The sequence below is a fragment of the Klebsiella variicola genome, from assembly GCF_000828055.2.
Lineage (GTDB): Bacteria > Pseudomonadota > Gammaproteobacteria > Enterobacterales > Enterobacteriaceae > Klebsiella > Klebsiella variicola.
In genome coordinates this window covers 355,730-371,637 of the sequence record NZ_CP010523.2, presented here as the reverse complement: position 1 = coordinate 371,637, position 15,908 = coordinate 355,730, and the positions used below count along the sequence as shown (strand labels likewise).

Sequence of the window (15,908 nt, the reverse complement as noted above, 5' to 3'; positions counted from 1 at the left end):
AACAGGCCCGTTTTTTATGACTGGATTATTTATAAACGTCAGCGTTAGCGTGTACGGTTTTTTCGTTTTTCTGCCCGGCAATCACCACAAAGTATTTCCCACCCAGCTCATCGGCTTTTTTAGACAGATCGCGTCGGGCGTCCATCGGTGACGTCGTCCTGGAGGTCGTGATGCTGCCGACCTTGGTCAAATTCATCTTCGCCACGTCTTCTTTTTGGATCTCTTTCGCGGCAAATGCGCCAAAAGACAGGGTGCCAATCACCAGAGATGCAACCATTCCTGTAACAAGTTTCATAGCCTCTACTCTCCATAAGGTTGTTATTGTAGGTCACGGTGGCGGAATGAAATAATCAACCACCGTAACAACCTAAGTATTGCTAGGAATGGCCCATTTACCATGGCGCGGCAAAAAAAATTACCCCAGCCGCGTTTTCAACGCCAGCAGCGGCTCGCAGAAGGCCGCGGGATGGGAAACAAACGGCGCATGCGCCGCCTTATCGAAGAGGATTGACTCGCTTTCCGGCCACAGCTCATCCAGCAGCGGGACAATCTTGCGCGGCACCAGTCCGTCCAGCCGGCCATACAGCCGCAGAAACGGTATCGGCAACCCAACCAGCGCCTGGCGCAGATCGACGGTTCTGAGGATCTCCAGTCCGCCGTTCAGCGCCTCGGCGGAAGGCATCGGCAGCGAGAGCACCGCCTGCTTTAACGCCCGCGCATCCTGACGCGCGCTCTCTGTGCCCATGGTTTGCAGAGCGAGGAATCGCTCGACGGTGCGCTGGAAATCGTCGCTCAGCTGCTGCTGAAACCCGGCCAGCACCTCGGGCTTGATGCCGGGCCAGTCGTCACAAGCCGCGAAACAGGGGGAAGAGGCAACCGTCACCAGCGCCTGCACGCGTTCCGGGTGCATCATCGCCACCTGGCTTGCCACCAGCCCGCCCAGGCTCCAGCCCAGCCACACCGCCTGAGGAGGAGCCTGCTCCAGCACCCGCTGCGCCATCGCCTCGAGCGACATCGCCCCATACCCGCCGCTGCGGCCATAGCCAGGCAGATCCACCAGGTGCAGGGTAAAATGCGAAGCCAGCTGCGGCGTGATGCAATCCCATACCTGAGCGTTCAGTCCCCAGCCGTGCAGCAGCACAAGATGACAATCCCCTTCGCCGATTGTTTGCCACCAGATGTCGTTCATCCGTTACCGTTCTCTTTTTTACTGGACAGAAGGCCAAATATGCTAACAGCACACAGCTTATGCTGGCTATGCCAAATGCCGCTGGCGGTCGCCTGCTGGGGGATCTGCTCCCGCTGCAGCCGCGCCCTGCTCGCCTGCCCCCCGCTCTGCCCCCAGTGTGGCCTGCCGGCGGCGACATCCCATCACCCCTGCGGCCGCTGCCTGCAAAAACCACCTCCCTGGCATTGGCTGGTGGCAGTCAATGACTATCGCCCGCCGCTGAGCGGTCTGGTCCAGCAGTTGAAGTTTCACCATCGTCCGGAGCTGGGGCCCGCCCTCGCGCGCCTGCTGCTGCTGCGTCTTCTGCAGCGGCACGATTTGCCGCCGGTGGACGGTATGGTCGGCGTACCGCTGTGGCATCGCCGCCGCTGGCGCCGGGGTTATAATCAGTGTGACGAACTGTGCCGACCGTTAGCCCGCTGGCGAGGTTGCGTCTGGCATCGGGAAGGCCTGACGCGCCAGCGAGCCGGCGCCGTCCAACATTCGCTCAATGCCCGCCAGCGCAGGCAGAACCTGAAAAATGCCTTTCAGCTTGAATTTGCCGTGGAGGGACTCCATATCGCTATCGTGGATGATGTCGTCACGACCGGCAGCACCGTCGCCGAGATATCCCGCCTGCTTTTGCGAAACGGCGCCGCGACGGTTCAGGTATGGTGTTTGTGCCGTACCTTGTAGACCCCCGCTGATGGGCGTATTATAACCCAGTAAAATAGTCAACTATTAGGCCAACGCTATGATCCGTATTTCCGATGCTGCACAAGCGCACTTTGCCAAACTGCTGGCAAATCAGGAAGAAGGGACGCAAATTCGCGTATTTGTGATTAATCCCGGCACCCCAAACGCTGAGTGCGGCGTATCTTACTGCCCACCGGATGCGGTGGAAGACACCGACACGGCGCTGAAATTTGAACAGCTGACCGCCTATGTCGATGAGCTCAGCGCGCCCTATCTGGAAGACGCTGAAATTGATTTCGTCACCGACCAGCTTGGCTCGCAGCTGACGCTGAAAGCGCCGAACGCCAAGATGCGCAAAGTCTCTGACGATGCCCCGCTGATGGAGCGCGTCGAGTACCTGCTGCAGTCGCAGATTAACCCGCAGCTGGCGGGCCACGGCGGCCGCGTGTCGCTGATGGAGATCACCGACGACGGTCTGGCTATTCTGCAGTTCGGCGGCGGATGCAACGGCTGTTCGATGGTTGACGTGACCCTGAAAGAAGGCATTGAAAAGCAACTGCTGAACGAGTTTCCGGAGCTGAAAGGGGTTCGCGATTTGACCGAGCATCAGCGCGGCGAGCACTCCTACTACTAAGCCCTTCCTCCGGCGGCACCCTGCCGCCGGTCCTCCCTGGCCCTTTCTGTGTTACCGCGCAACATCTCCCGCTAAATGACCGGCAAAAACCGGGGAAAGAGTATGACTTAAGTCTCATATTTAACATTTTCCCCCGTCAGGTGATTCTCAACCCTCACATGTTACCCGTATCATCCCCTTCAGGCACCACCGGCAAAAAAATAGCCAGCTATCCTTTCTCTGGGTAAGGATAATGCAAGTATTTACGGTGCCAGACTATTTTGCTCCCACATGGGGCAGATGTCTTACAGGTTGAATCTTTGACGTTACCCATAACAAATTAAGGCCAGGTAAATCATGCCATTAATCATCGTTGCTATCGGGGTTGCCCTGTTATTGCTGTTAATGATCCGTTTCAAAATGAACGGCTTCATTGCGCTGGTTCTGGTGGCGCTCGCCGTCGGATTAATGCAGGGTATGCCGCTGGATAAAGTGATCGTCTCTATCAAGAACGGCGTTGGCGGCACCCTTGGCAGCCTCGCGCTGATCATGGGCTTCGGGGCTATGCTCGGTAAACTGCTGGCAGACTGCGGCGGCGCCCAGCGTATCGCCACTACCCTTATCAATAAGTTCGGTAAGAAGCATATTCAGTGGGCCGTGGTCCTGACCGGCTTCACCGTCGGCTTCGCGCTGTTCTATGAAGTAGGCTTCGTGCTGATGCTGCCGCTGGTATTTACCATCGCCGCCTCGGCCCGCATCCCGCTGCTGTACGTCGGTGTCCCGATGGCCGCCGCGCTCTCTGTCACCCACGGCTTCCTGCCGCCGCATCCGGGTCCGACCGCGATTGCCACCATCTTCCATGCCGATATGGGCAAAACGCTGCTCTACGGCACCATTCTGGCTATCCCGACGGTTATCCTGGCAGGGCCGGTGTTTGCGCGCTTCCTGAAAGGCATTGATAAGCCGATCCCGGAAGGCCTGCATAACCCGAAAGTGTTCACAGAAGAAGAGATGCCTGGCTTTGGCGTCAGCGTCTGGACCTCGCTGGTACCGGTGATCCTGATGGCGATGCGCGCCGTGGCCGAGATGATCCTGCCGAAGGGCCACGCCTTCCTGCCGATTGCTGAGTTCTTCGGCGACCCGGTGATGGCCACCCTGATTGCGGTACTGATCGCCCTGTTCACCTTCGGTTTGAACCGCGGCCGCTCCATGGAGCAGATCAACGATACCCTGACTTCTTCTATTAAAATCATCGCCATGATGCTGTTGATCATCGGCGGCGGCGGCGCCTTCAAACAGGTGCTGGTGGATAGCGGCATGGATAAATACATCGCCTCTATCATGCACGAATCGAACATGTCTCCGCTGTTTATGGCGTGGTCAATCGCCGCAGTGCTGCGTATCGCGCTGGGTTCGGCGACCGTTGCCGCCATCACCGCAGGCGGGATTGCCGCGCCGCTGATCGCCACCACCGGCGTCAGCCCGGAACTGATGGTTATCGCCGTTGGCTCCGGCAGCGTTATCTTCTCTCACGTCAACGATCCGGGTTTCTGGCTGTTCAAAGAGTACTTTAACCTGACCATCGGCGAGACCATCAGGTCCTGGTCGGTGCTGGAAACCATTATCTCAGTATGCGGCCTGGTAGGCTGTCTGCTGCTGGGGATGGTGGTGTAAGGAGACTCCCGCACAGAAAAAGGCCGGTCCGCATAATGCGGACCGGCCTTTTTTATCGGACATGCTCATCGCCGCGCAGCAAACGACGCGGCGGGAAGTCATCTGGCGGCGGCTTTCTTGCTCGCCGCCTTGCGCCGTTTATCCAGATCCTTAATCAGCTTATTGACCTGTTCATCGGCAAACATCTGCTCCAGGGTGACGGACAGCTTCCGGCGCCAGTTCGGGTACTCAGTGCTGGTGCCCGGAATGTTAACCGGCGACGCCATCTCCAGCCAGTCTTCCGGCTGCAGGCCCAGTAGCGCACTGTTACTGTCGGCAATGTAACGCTGCATCCCCCGGTTGAGGATCCCGGTCATGCTCATCAGCGAGGCCTTATGCCCGGCACGTTTGGGCAGACAGCCGTACTTATGCAACGCATCCAGCAGCCCTTGCTTCGCCAGCTCGCGGTCCTGGTACAGCCCGCGCAGCACCACCTCATCAGGATAGAGCCCCAGCGCTTTACCTAGCGTCAGATCGCCGCTTTCCCAGTAGCCGCGGAGGGTGGGCAGGTCGTGCGTCGTCGCCACAGCCATTGATTGCTCCGGGTACAGCGCCGGCGCGCGGAACGTTTTCTCTGCATCACTCTCAAAATAGAGCACCTTATAAGAATAGACGCCGCTGTTGCGTAACTTGCTGACAATCTCCACCGGTACCGTGCCCAGATCTTCACCGATCACCATGCAGCGATGACGCTGGCTTTCCAGGGCCAGGAGCGACAGCAGATCGTCGACGGGATACTGAACGTAAGCGCCATGGTCGGCGGTTTCACCATAGGGGATCCACCACAAACGCAGCACCGACATCACGTGATCGATGCGCAGCGCGCCGCAGTTCTGCATATTGGCGCGCAGCAGATCAATAAACGGCTCATAGGCGCGAGCGGCAATAATATGCGGATCCATCGGCGGCAGGCCCCAATTCTGGCCCAGCGGGCCCAGAATATCCGGCGGCGCGCCCACGGACGCTTTCAGGCAGTACAGCTCACGGTCGCACCAGGTCTCCGACCCGCCTTCGGCGACGCCCACCGCCAGATCGCGGTAGAGGCCAATCGGCATCCCGTCGCGCTGGCTGGTTTCCCAGCAGGCGGCAAACTGGCTCCAGGCCAGCCACTGCAGCCAGAGATAGAAACTGACGTCGTCCTCATGCTCAATGCAGAAGGCTTTCACCTCCGGGCTGTCGATATCCTGAAAGGCCTTCGGCCAGGCCGGCCAGCCCCAGCGCAGCGGGTCCTGTTGTACCTGCCAGGCGTGAAGCGCATCGAAAGCGGCCTGCCAGTAGAGGCTTTCCCCTTCGCGCAGAACAAACTCGCGGAACGCTGTCATCTGCTCATCTTCACGACGAGAGAATCGTTTCCACGCCATACGCAGCGCGGTCATTTTCAGCGTGGTGACCGCGGTATAGTCGACATCATCCGTTTGCCGCGCCGCCTGCAAGGCCTGCTGGGTCGCTGCGGACTGCCACCACGCCTGCGCCTCTTCGCTACGCTGGAAATCTTCAACCGCATTAACGTCGATGTAGATGACGTTTAGCCAGCGACGTGAAGACGGGCTATACGGACTGGCGCTCTCCGGGTTCGCCGGATAGAGAGCATGTATCGGGTTAAGGCCAATAAACGACCCGCCGCGGCGGGCGATTTCCGGCAACATGGCCCGCAGATCGCCAAAATCGCCGATCCCCCAGTTTTTCTCCGAGCGCAGGGTATAAAGCTGCACGCAGGTGCCCCACAGCTTTTTCCCCTCTTTCAGCGGCTGCGGTTCGTAGCAGCGCGCCGGCGCGACAATGGTCCGGCAGTGCCAACGCTCTCCCTCCTGGGTGAGCGTCAGGGAGTGGTACCCCTCCGGCAGTTTAGCCGGCAGCGGCAGCGTCTCGCCGCCGCGGGTTTTCCCTTGATACTGCTTACCGTCCTCAGTGGTCAGGATCCACTGATACTCACCGCGTCCTGCCACCGGCAGCGACATTTTTTTGCCGTGGGTGAAAATTTTCACGTTCGGCAGCGGGTTAACCGCCACTTTCGTGGCGGCGGTAGAGCGATGCATCGCATCCAGCAGGCGCTGTTTGGTGACAGCCGCGATAGACTGCGGCTTGCCGTGCGCATTGATATAGCTGGGGCTGATGCCCGCCGCCAGCGCGGCATTATCGAGGCGTTTACTCTCCATAGGCCTTCCTTTAGCGTTTCGCCTGCCAGATACGTTGCTGATAATCGCGGATCGAGCGGTCGGAGCTGAACATGCCGCAGCGCGCGGTGTTGAGGATAGCCGCGCGGGTCCAGGCCTCCTCGTCTCGATACAGCTCATCTACCCGTTTTTGCGCCGCTACGTAGGCTTCGAAATCGGCCAGCACCAGGTACGGATCGCCGCCCTGCAGCAGGCTGTGCAGCATCTGATCGAAGGCATGCTTGTCGCCGTTGCTGTAGGTGCCGTTCTCCAGCTCTTTAAGCACCGCATCGAGCAGCTTGTCTTTTTTACGCCATTTCAGCGGATCGTAGCCTTTCGCTTTCAGGGCTTTCACCTCTTCAACCGTGTGGCCGAAGATAAAGATGTTTTCCTCGCCCACCTGCTCAGCGATTTCCACGTTAGCGCCATCCAGCGTCCCGACGGTCAGCGCGCCGTTCAACGCCAGCTTCATGTTGCCGGTGCCAGAGGCTTCTTTACCCGCGGTGGAGATCTGCTCGGAGATATCCGCCGCCGGGATCAGTTTTTCCGCTGCCGATACACAATAGTCCGGCAGGAAGACCACCTTCAGCTTATCGCCGACTTTCGGGTCATTGTTGATCGCTTCCGCTACCTTATTGATGGCAAAAATAATGTTTTTCGCCAGATAGTAGCCCGGCGCTGCTTTCGCGCCGAACAGGAAGACGCGCGGCACGCGGTCCGCCTGCGGGTTTTCGCGGATCTCTTTGTACAGCGCAAGAATATGCAGCAGGTTAAGGTGCTGACGCTTGTACTCGTGCAGGCGTTTGATCTGAATATCGAAAATCGCCTGCGGGTTGATCTCAATCCCGGTACGCTGCTTCACAAACTCAGCCAGATGAACTTTGTTGGCCTGCTTGATATCGCGATAAGTCTGACGAAACGCCGCATCGTCAGCATATTTTTCCAGGTTGATCAGCTGGTCGAGGTCATTGGCCCACTCTTTTTTCAGCGTCTCATCCAGCAGCGAGGCCAGCGCCGGGTTGCACTGCTTGATCCAGCGGCGAGGCGTGATGCCGTTGGTCACGTTATGGAATTTGTTCGGCCACAGCTGGTTATATTCCGGGAACAAATCTTTTACCACCAGGTCCGAGTGCAGCGCCGCCACGCCGTTGACAGCAAAGCCGCCCACCACGCACATGTTGGCCATCCGCACCTGCTTGTCATGCACCACCGCCAGCTTCGCCCAGACCTGCTTATCGCCCGGCCAGGTTTTGTCCACCAGCTGTTTAAAGCGGTCGTTGATCTCTTTAATGATCTGCATATGGCGCGGCAGCAGCGCTTTCACCAGCTTCTCATCCCAGCACTCCAGCGCTTCCGGCATCAGGGTGTGGTTGGTGTAAGCAAAGGTTTTGCTGGTGATCGCCCAGGCGTCGTCCCAGCTCAGCTGGTGCTCGTCGATCAGCACGCGCAGCAGCTCCGGGATGGCGATGGTCGGGTGCGTATCGTTCAGCTGGATCACTTCGTAATCCGCCAGCTCGGCCAGCTTGCGGCCTGCCAGATGATGACGGCGCAGGATATCGGCCACTGAGCAGGCGCACTGGAAGTACTGCTGCATCAGGCGCAGTTTTTTACCGGCCTGATGGTTGTCGTTCGGGTACAGCACCTTGGTCAGTTTTTCCGCGTCGATGCCCTGCTGCTCGGCGCGCAGGAAATCGCCATCGTTGAATTTGGTCAGGTTGAACGGATGAGCGTGTTTGGCCTGCCACAGACGCAGTGGCTGGGCGACGTTGTTGCGATAGCCAAGCACCGGCAGGTCCCAGGCTTCGCCGGTAATGACGAACGCCGGCTGCCATTCGCCGTTTTTGCTGACTTTCCCGCCGATGCCGACCTGGACATCCAGCGCCTCGTTATGGCGGAACCACGGGTAGCTGTTACGCCCCCAGTCGTCCGGGGCTTCCATCTGCTGGCCATCGTCAAAGGACTGGCGGAACAGACCATACTGATAGTTGAGGCCGTAACCGGTCGCCGACTGCCCCACCGTCGCCATGGAGTCGAGGAAGCAGGCTGCCAGACGTCCCAGGCCGCCGTTACCCAGCGCCGGGTCTGTCTCTTCTTCCAGCAGATCGGTGAGGTTGACGTCGTAGCCTTTCAGTGCGTCGCTGACGCCCTCGTACCAGCCCAGGTTGAGCAGGTTGTTGCCGGTCAGGCGACCAATCAGAAACTCCATCGAGATGTAGTTAACGTGACGCTGTCCTTGCGCCGGTTTCGCTACCGGCTGCGCCGCCAGAAGTTCCGCCAGCGCTCCGCTGACCGCGCGCCACCATTGACGCTGTGTCATCTCGGAAGCGGACTGTAAACCAAAATGCTGCCACTGACGCGTCAGTGCAGCCTGAAACTGAGCTTTGTTAAATGAAGTCTGTGACATAATGAGATCCGGGTCCTTTACTAAAACGATGGCGCTAGTGTGCCGACCTCCCGATTCATCGTCCTCATCCCGACGGGGATTAGACAGGGAGGAGTGGCGGGGATGAGCGAAAAGTGTGATCCTGGACACTATAGTGTGGGTGAGAAGGCAAAAATATGCTGTAAAAATCACCGCGATATGACAATCGAGAGGTTACGTCCGCAGGGAAAAAATTTGTTACAGGCCAATACGCGCTAAAAATCTTTCCGCCTCTCGCCAGGTTATTAAAAAAATAAATAGAGAGCTCTGGAGAAATAAGCACATTTCATCACATTGATCCGCAAAAAAGATTACTTCTAAGAAATCACTGACAATAATTTAATAAAAACAAACAACTACTCTTCACATAAAATAAATCTCTCCCCGCTCCGCCAGCCGCCGCCTGAAAACCGCTGGCGGCGAGTTCTGCCTGCGATTTTTCCCCATTCTCAACCAATGTCAAAATTTGTGACATAGAGCAAATTCAAGAGCATAAAGTTCGGACATAACTTGCAATAAATTTCATAATCACCGACCTTATTAGATATTAATTACGAAGCGCAAAAAAAATCGCAACCTCTCTCTTGCACAGCGAAATGTAGAACTATGTTGATTCCGTCCAAATTAAGTCGTCCGGTCCGCCTTGAACACACTGTGGTTCGTGAGCGTTTACTGGCGAAACTTTCCGGCGCGAACAATTATCGTCTCGTGCTGATCACCAGCCCTGCCGGGTACGGTAAAACAACGCTCATTTCTCAGTGGGCCGCGGGTAAAAACGATCTCGGGTGGTTTTCGCTGGACGAAGGCGACAATCAGCAGGAGCGTTTTGCCAGCTATCTGATCGCGGCGATCCAGCAGGCTACCGGCAACCACTGCGCGGCCAGTGAAGCGATGGTGCAAAAGCGCCAGTACGCCAGTCTCTCCTCTCTTTTTGCGCAGCTGTTTATTGAACTCGCCGACTGGCAGCGCCCGCTGTACCTCGTCATTGATGATTATCACCTGATCAATAATCCGGTGATCCATGACGCGATGCGCTTTTTCCTGCGCCATCAGCCGGAGAATATGACCCTGGTGGTGCTGTCGCGTAACCTGCCGCAGTTGGGCATTGCCAACCTGCGCGTCCGCGATCAGCTTCTGGAGATTGGCAGCCAGCAGCTGGCCTTTACCCACCAGGAAGCGAAACAATTTTTCGACTGCCGTCTGACGTCGCCAATCGAAGCCGACGACAGCAGCCGGCTGTGCGACGATGTCGCCGGGTGGGCCACCGCGCTGCAGCTCATCGCCCTCTCCGCCCGCCAGAATAACTCTTCCGCCCAACACTCCGCCCGCCGCCTCGCCGGGATTAACGCCAGCCATCTGTCGGATTATCTGGTGGATGAAGTACTGGATAACGTCGACGCCCGCACGCGTAACTTTTTGCTGAAGAGTTCTCTGCTGCGCTCGATGAACGACGCGTTAATCGTGCGCGTCACCGGCGAAGAGAATGGCCAGATGCAGCTGGAGGAGATCGAACGCCAGGGGCTATTCCTGCAGCGGATGGATGATTCCGGTGAATGGTTCCGCTATCACCCGCTGTTTGGCAGCTTCCTGCGCCAGCGTTGTCAGTGGGAGCTGGCGGTTGAACTGCCGGAGATCCACCGCGCTGCGGCGGAAAGCTGGATGGCGCAAGGGTTCCCCAGCGAGGCCATTCATCATGCGCTGGCCGCTGGCGATGCCAAAATGCTGCGCGATATCTTACTCAACCACGCCTGGGGCATGTTTAACCATAGCGAACTAGGGCTGCTGGAGCAGTCGCTGTCGGCGCTGCCCTGGTCAAATCTGCTGGAAAATCCGCGCCTGATCCTGCTGCAGGCCTGGCTGATGCAGAGCCAGCATCGTTACAGCGAAGTCAACACCCTGCTGGCGCGCGCCGAGCAGGAGATGAGTGTGGAAATGGACACCGCGATGCATGGCGATTTCAACGCGCTGCGCGCACAGGTAGCGATTAACGACGGCGACCAGGACGAAGCGGAACGTCTGTCGATGGTTGCCCTGGAAGAGCTGCCGCTGGCCAACTATTACAGCCGCATCGTCGCCACCTCGGTGCATGGCGAAGTCCTCCATTGCAAGGGGAAACTGACCAAATCCCTCGCCGTGATGCAGCAGACCGAACAGATGGCCCGCCGTCACGACGTGTGGCATTACGCGCTGTGGAGCATTATCCAGCAAAGTGAAATTCTCTTTGCCCAGGGCTTCCTGCAGGCTGCCTGGGAGAGCCAGGAGAAAGCCTTCCAGCTGGTGCGTGAACAGCACCTTGAGCAGTTGCCGATGCATGAGTTCCTGCTGCGCATCCGTTCTCAGCTGCTGTGGGCATGGGCGCGCCTCGACGAAGCTGAAGCCTGCGCCCGCCAGGGAATGGACGTTCTCTCAACTTATCAGCCGCAGCAGCAGCTGCAGTGTCTGGCGCTGATGGTCCAGTGCTCGCTGGCGCGCGGCGATCTCGATAATGCCCGTAGCCACCTGAACCGGCTGGAAAACCTGCTCGGTAACGGTCACTATCACAGCGACTGGGTCTCCAACGCCGATAAGGTGCGGGTGATCTACTGGCAGATGACCGGCGATAAAACCGCGGCGGCCAACTGGCTGCGCCAGACGCCGAAGCCGGAATTCGCCAACAACCACTTCCTGCAGAGCCAGTGGCGCAACATTGCCCGGGCGCAGATCCTGCTGGGCGATTTCGAACCGGCGGAAATGGTGCTGGAAGAGCTGAACGAAAATGCGCGTTCGCTGCGTTTGATGAGCGATCTCAACCGCAACCTGCTGCTGCTCAATCAACTGTACTGGCAGGCGGGACGCAAGAGCGAAGCGCAGAAAGCCTTGCTCGAAGCCCTGACGCTCGCCAACCGCACCGGCTTTATCAACCACTTTGTGATTGAAGGCGAGGCGATGGCTCAGCAGCTGCGCCAGCTGATCCAGCTGAACACTCTGCCGGAGCTGGAGCAACACCGCGCCCAGCGTATTCTGCGCGACATCAACCAGCATCATCGCCACAAATTCGCCCACTTTGACGAAGGGTTCGTCGAGCGGCTGCTGAATCACCCGGAGGTGCCGGAGCTTATCCGCACCAGCCCGCTGACCCAGCGCGAATGGCAGGTGCTTGGCTTAATCTATTCCGGTTACAGCAACGAGCAGATTGCCGGCGAGCTTGACGTGGCGGCTACCACCATCAAGACCCACATTCGCAACCTGTATCAGAAACTGGGCGTCGCCCACCGGCAAGACGCGGTGCAGCATGCTCAGCAGTTACTCAAAATGATGGGATACGGCGTCTGACGACGCCGTTGCCGTTTAGCACAGCTCCAGCTGGAGGTTGTTATCGGTGATGACCTTCAGCACGCCCGCCGGCGGCAGCACGTCGGTATAGACCGCATCGACCATACTGATACTACCCATATTGACCATCGCATTGCGGCCAAACTTGGTATGATCCACCACCAGCATCACGTGGCGTGAATTCTCAATGATCGCGCGCTTGGTGCGCACTTCATGATAATCAAACTCCAGCAGCGAGCCATCGCTGTCGACGCCGCTGATGCCAAGAATGCCGAAGTCGAGACGGAACTGCGAGATAAAATCCAGGGTCGCTTCCCCAATGATCCCGCCGTCGCGACTACGCAGTTCACCACCGGCGAGAATAATGCGGAAGTCCTCTTTAACCATCAGCGTGTTGGCCACGTTCAGGTTATTGGTGACAATGCGCAAATCGTGGTGATCGAGCAGGGCGTGCGCCACCGCTTCCGGCGTGGTGCCGATATCAATAAACAGCGTCGCCCCGTCGGGGATCTCGCTGGCTACCCGCCGGGCGATACGCTCTTTTTCCGCCGTCTGGGTCGCTTTGCGATCGTGCCAGGAGGTGTTCACCGAGCTGGAGGGCAGCGCCGCGCCGCCGTGATGGCGGAGGATCATTTTCTGTTCGGCTAAATCATTCAGGTCGCGGCGGATGGTCTGCGGGCTGACCGCGAACTGCTCAACCAGCTCTTCCGTGCTGACGTAACCCTGTTTTTTTACCAGCTCGATAATCGCGTCATGACGTTGTGTTTGTTTCATGAAATATCCCTGGAAAAATATCGCCTACCCGACCCCTGTCGGTAAGTCTTTATGCGCGTTTTCGCCCATGCAAGGTATCAACAAACGCCATCGCCAGGCCGGTCGCCAGACCAGCCACATGCGCGCCGTTAGCGATCGCCATGCCGAAAACGTCAAACCAGCCAGCAATTAACCACACTAAAGAAAAGAGTATCAACCCGCGCTGCAGATAAATACCGCTCTGCGGATCGCGCTCGCCCCGCAGCCAGACGTAGCCCATCAGCGCATAGACCACGCCCGATAAGCCGCCAAACCACGGGCCGCTAAACTGATGCTGCACGAAGCCGCTCAACAGGGCGCTGATAACGGTGATCACCACCAGTTTGCCGCTGCCGATGCGTTTTTCCACCGCGCCGCCGAGATACCACCACCATAGCAGGTTGAAGAGAATATGCATCAGCGAGAAATGCATGAAAGCATGGCTGAAATAGCGCCAGGCTTCGAACTGCAGCGAAGGATCGTAGGGCCAGGCCAGCCAAATCATCACCGGCTGATCGCCCAACAGATTTTGCAGGATAAACACCGCGATGCAGATGAGCAGAATCGCCCAGGTGAACGGGCCGGCGTTATGCCGCAGCGTGGCAAAGAAAGGAAAGCGCTGATAGCGCAACCCGCTATTGGTCTGTCCGGACTGCCAGCTCGCCGCCAGATAACGCGGGTCCGCCGGGTTCTCAAGGAAGCGGGCCAGCTCAGCCCTGACACGCCCGGCCTGACTCTCATCAGCCAGCCAGACGTCGCTCTGGGCGTGCTGCTGAATGGTCAGGATAATCCCCTGCGTCGCCATATAATCGACAAACGCCTGGGCCACCCGTGGATTGGCAAAAGAGGTAATCATTAACATGCAGCGAATCGCTTATTCCACACAAAGGGGGATAGTATACCTGCCAGCCGTTAAAACGTCCCGTGCGCCACTTCCGCCGGGAAATGGCGATGCCAGGCGTCGAACCCGCCATCAACGCTGTAGACCTTATCAAACCCCTGCTGCAGCAGATACTGCGCGGCGCCCTTGCTGCTGTTGCCGTGATAGCACATCACCATCACCGCCGTGTCAAAGTCGTGGTCACGCATAAACGCGCCCAGCGTATCGTTGGTCAGATGAAACGCGCCCGGCGTATGGCCCATCGCATAGCTTTGCGGATCGCGGATATCCACCAGCACCGCCGTCTGCTGATGCAGCTTCTGGTGCGCTTCTTCAACGTTGATACATTCAAACTGTTCCATGATTCTCTTCTCTTTCTCGTCATGACGGGCGATGGCCGGCCCAATTTTACCCTGTAGTGTACCGTCAGGCGGTAAAGAAACGCCAATATGTTACACCCATCACTCCAAAATGTTTTTTTGATGTTACCAAAAGCGCGTTTGTTTGCTATAGTGAGCGATATCGAGCATTTGTGAGCTTAAACGAAAGTGTGAGAGGGTAAGAACGTGGAAACCAAAGATCTGATTGTGATAGGCGGAGGCATCAACGGTGCCGGTATCGCGGCAGATGCCGCCGGGCGGGGTTTATCCGTACTGATGCTGGAAGCGCGCGATCTCGCCTGCGCTACCTCCAGCGCCAGTTCCAAACTTATCCACGGCGGGCTACGCTACCTCGAACACTATGAGTTCCGCCTGGTCAGCGAAGCGCTGGCCGAGCGTGAAGTGCTGTTAAAAATGGCTCCGCATATCGCCTTCCCGATGCGCTTTCGTCTCCCGCATCGTCCGCATCTGCGTCCGGCATGGATGATCCGTATCGGCTTGTTTATGTACGATCATCTGGGCAAACGCACCAGCCTGCCGGGCTCCACCGGCTTGCGTTTTGGCGCAGAATCGGTACTTAAGCCGGAAATTGTGCGCGGTTTCGAATATTCCGACTGCTGGGTCGACGATGCCCGCCTGGTGCTGGCCAACGCGCAGATGGTTGTCCGCAAAGGCGGCGAAGTGCGGACCCGCACTCGCGCCATCTCGGCAAAACGAGAGAACGGCCTGTGGGTGGTGGAAGCGGAAGATATCGATAGCGGCGAGAAGTTTACCTGGAAGGCGCGCGGTCTGGTCAATGCCACCGGTCCATGGGTCAAACAGTTCTTCGACGAAGGGATGCATCTGCGCTCGCCTTACGGTATCCGCCTGATCAAGGGCAGCCACATCGTGGTGCCGCGAGTGCATACTCAGAAGCAGGCCTACATTCTGCAAAACGAAGATAAACGTATTGTGTTTGTTATCCCGTGGATGGATGAGTTCTCCATCATCGGCACGACGGACGTCGAGTATAAGGGCGATCCGAAAGCGGTGACCATTGATGATAAAGAGATTAATTACCTGCTGAACGTCTATAACGCGCACTTTAAAAAGACTCTCAGCCGGGACGATATCGTCTGGACCTACTCCGGCGTCCGTCCGCTGTGTGATGACGAGTCGGATTCGCCGCAGGCGATCACCCGCGACTACACGCTGGATATTCACGATGAGAACGGCCAGGCGCCGCTGCTCTCCGTCTTCGGCGGGAAGCTGACCACCTATCGCAAACTGGCCGAGCATGCGCTGGAAAAACTGACTCCCTATTACAAAGGGATCGGCCCGGCATGGACCAAAACCGCGGTGCTCCCCGGCGGCGATATCGGCGGCGACCGCGACGACTATGCAGCAAAACTACGCCGTCGCTTCCCGTTCATCAGCGAATCACTGGCCCGCCATTATGCCCGCACCTACGGGAGCAACAGCGAGTGGATCCTGAAGGAAGCCAGCGCCCTGAGCGATCTGGGGGAAGATTTCGGCCATGAGTTTTATGAAGCCGAGCTGAAATATCTGGTTGAGCACGAATGGGTGCGCAGCCTGGATGACGCCATCTGGCGTCGTACCAAACAGGGCATGTGGCTGAATGCCGAGCAGCAAGCGCGCATCAGCGAATGGCTGGCGCAGCATGCGGGAAAGTCTGAACTGTCGTTAGCGTCCTGACATCGCGCGGCGCCAGGAGAGAAATACCCGGGCTATGGCTTGCGC

The 15,908-nt window shown here is 57.9% G+C and carries 13 protein-coding genes; 5 read left to right on the top strand and 8 right to left on the bottom strand.

The genetic code is table 11. The features are described 5' to 3' along the window. Positions 1–25 precede the first annotated feature (25 nt). Positions 26–295: a YdgH/BhsA/McbA-like domain containing protein gene (locus SP68_RS01650; RefSeq protein ID WP_002920510.1), complete on the bottom strand. Its 270-nt coding sequence runs from the start codon at positions 293–295 to the stop codon at positions 26–28. A 120-nt stretch (positions 296–415) separates the two neighbouring features. Next, on the bottom strand, positions 416–1,189 hold the full coding sequence (gene bioH / locus SP68_RS01645) for a pimeloyl-ACP methyl ester esterase BioH (RefSeq protein WP_032733884.1): 774 nt from the start codon (positions 1,187–1,189) through the stop codon (positions 416–418). Positions 1,190–1,228: 39 nt separating this feature from the next. Between bioH and gntX the strand changes: the two genes are divergently transcribed. The 3 genes from gntX (at position 1,229) to gntT (ending at position 4,190) form a co-directional block, all read left to right on the top strand. Continuing rightward, entirely contained in the window at positions 1,229–1,903 is a 675-nt protein-coding gene (gene gntX, locus SP68_RS01640; RefSeq protein WP_012967132.1) for a DNA utilization protein GntX, read from the top strand. Positions 1,904–1,961: 58 nt separating this feature from the next. Beyond that, positions 1,962–2,537, top strand: coding sequence for a Fe-S biogenesis protein NfuA (gene nfuA, locus SP68_RS01635; protein WP_002920540.1), 576 nt, complete (start codon positions 1,962–1,964; stop codon positions 2,535–2,537). Between the two features lie 336 nt (positions 2,538–2,873). After that, entirely contained in the window at positions 2,874–4,190 is a 1,317-nt protein-coding gene (gene gntT / locus SP68_RS01630) for a gluconate transporter (RefSeq protein WP_008806999.1), read from the top strand. A 98-nt stretch (positions 4,191–4,288) separates the two neighbouring features. On the opposite strand, the gene malQ is transcribed toward gntT, so the two are convergent. The 3 genes from malQ to SP68_RS28060 form a co-directional block, all read right to left on the bottom strand. Beyond that, a complete protein-coding gene (gene malQ / locus SP68_RS01625) occupies positions 4,289–6,385 on the bottom strand; it encodes a 4-alpha-glucanotransferase (protein WP_008806998.1) in 2,097 nt (698 codons plus the stop codon). A gap of 10 nt (positions 6,386–6,395) precedes the next feature. Then, positions 6,396–8,786: a maltodextrin phosphorylase gene (gene malP, locus SP68_RS01620; RefSeq protein WP_016161908.1), complete on the bottom strand. Its 2,391-nt coding sequence runs from the start codon at positions 8,784–8,786 to the stop codon at positions 6,396–6,398. Between the two features lie 343 nt (positions 8,787–9,129). Next, positions 9,130–9,279 carry a hypothetical protein gene (locus SP68_RS28060; protein WP_012540400.1) on the bottom strand — a complete coding sequence of 50 codons (150 nt, stop codon included), beginning with the start codon at positions 9,277–9,279 and terminating at the stop codon, positions 9,130–9,132. Positions 9,280–9,410: 131 nt separating this feature from the next. Between SP68_RS28060 and malT the strand changes: the two genes are divergently transcribed. After that, complete coding sequence (gene malT / locus SP68_RS01615; RefSeq protein WP_008806996.1) at positions 9,411–12,116, top strand: HTH-type transcriptional regulator MalT; 2,706 nt, start codon at positions 9,411–9,413, stop codon at positions 12,114–12,116. Positions 12,117–12,131: 15 nt separating this feature from the next. On the opposite strand, the gene SP68_RS01610 is transcribed toward malT, so the two are convergent. The 3 genes from SP68_RS01610 to glpE are packed head-to-tail and all read right to left on the bottom strand — an operon-like array spanning position 12,132 to position 14,150. Beyond that, positions 12,132–12,890, bottom strand: a complete 759-nt coding sequence (locus tag SP68_RS01610) for a DeoR/GlpR family transcriptional regulator (protein WP_008806995.1) — start codon at positions 12,888–12,890, stop codon at positions 12,132–12,134. Positions 12,891–12,939: 49 nt separating this feature from the next. After that, positions 12,940–13,770: a rhomboid family intramembrane serine protease GlpG gene (glpG, locus tag SP68_RS01605; protein WP_008806994.1), complete on the bottom strand. Its 831-nt coding sequence runs from the start codon at positions 13,768–13,770 to the stop codon at positions 12,940–12,942. 50 nt (positions 13,771–13,820) lie between these two features. Beyond that, a complete protein-coding gene (gene glpE / locus SP68_RS01600) occupies positions 13,821–14,150 on the bottom strand; it encodes a thiosulfate sulfurtransferase GlpE (protein ID WP_004202138.1) in 330 nt (109 codons plus the stop codon). 204 nt (positions 14,151–14,354) lie between these two features. Between glpE and glpD the strand changes: the two genes are divergently transcribed. Next, positions 14,355–15,863 carry a glycerol-3-phosphate dehydrogenase gene (glpD, locus tag SP68_RS01595; protein ID WP_032740278.1) on the top strand — a complete coding sequence of 503 codons (1,509 nt, stop codon included), beginning with the start codon at positions 14,355–14,357 and terminating at the stop codon, positions 15,861–15,863. Positions 15,864–15,908 lie beyond the last annotated feature (45 nt).

What these genes read in the sequence shown, in the direction of transcription:
- SP68_RS01650 (WP_002920510.1), bottom strand. Translation starts at nt 295, where the DNA reads ATGAAACTTGTTACAGGAATGGTTGCATCTCTGGTGATTGGCACCCTG.
- bioH (WP_032733884.1), bottom strand. Translation starts at nt 1,189, where the DNA reads ATGAACGACATCTGGTGGCAAACAATCGGCGAAGGGGATTGTCATCTT.
- gntX (WP_012967132.1), top strand. Translation starts at nt 1,229, where the DNA reads ATGCTAACAGCACACAGCTTATGCTGGCTATGCCAAATGCCGCTGGCG.
- nfuA (WP_002920540.1), top strand. Translation starts at nt 1,962, where the DNA reads ATGATCCGTATTTCCGATGCTGCACAAGCGCACTTTGCCAAACTGCTG.
- gntT (WP_008806999.1), top strand. Translation starts at nt 2,874, where the DNA reads ATGCCATTAATCATCGTTGCTATCGGGGTTGCCCTGTTATTGCTGTTA.
- malQ (WP_008806998.1), bottom strand. Translation starts at nt 6,385, where the DNA reads ATGGAGAGTAAACGCCTCGATAATGCCGCGCTGGCGGCGGGCATCAGC.
- malP (WP_016161908.1), bottom strand. Translation starts at nt 8,786, where the DNA reads ATGTCACAGACTTCATTTAACAAAGCTCAGTTTCAGGCTGCACTGACG.
- SP68_RS28060 (WP_012540400.1), bottom strand. Translation starts at nt 9,279, where the DNA reads ATGTCACAAATTTTGACATTGGTTGAGAATGGGGAAAAATCGCAGGCA.
- malT (WP_008806996.1), top strand. Translation starts at nt 9,411, where the DNA reads ATGTTGATTCCGTCCAAATTAAGTCGTCCGGTCCGCCTTGAACACACT.
- SP68_RS01610 (WP_008806995.1), bottom strand. Translation starts at nt 12,890, where the DNA reads ATGAAACAAACACAACGTCATGACGCGATTATCGAGCTGGTAAAAAAA.
- glpG (WP_008806994.1), bottom strand. Translation starts at nt 13,770, where the DNA reads ATGTTAATGATTACCTCTTTTGCCAATCCACGGGTGGCCCAGGCGTTT.
- glpE (WP_004202138.1), bottom strand. Translation starts at nt 14,150, where the DNA reads ATGGAACAGTTTGAATGTATCAACGTTGAAGAAGCGCACCAGAAGCTG.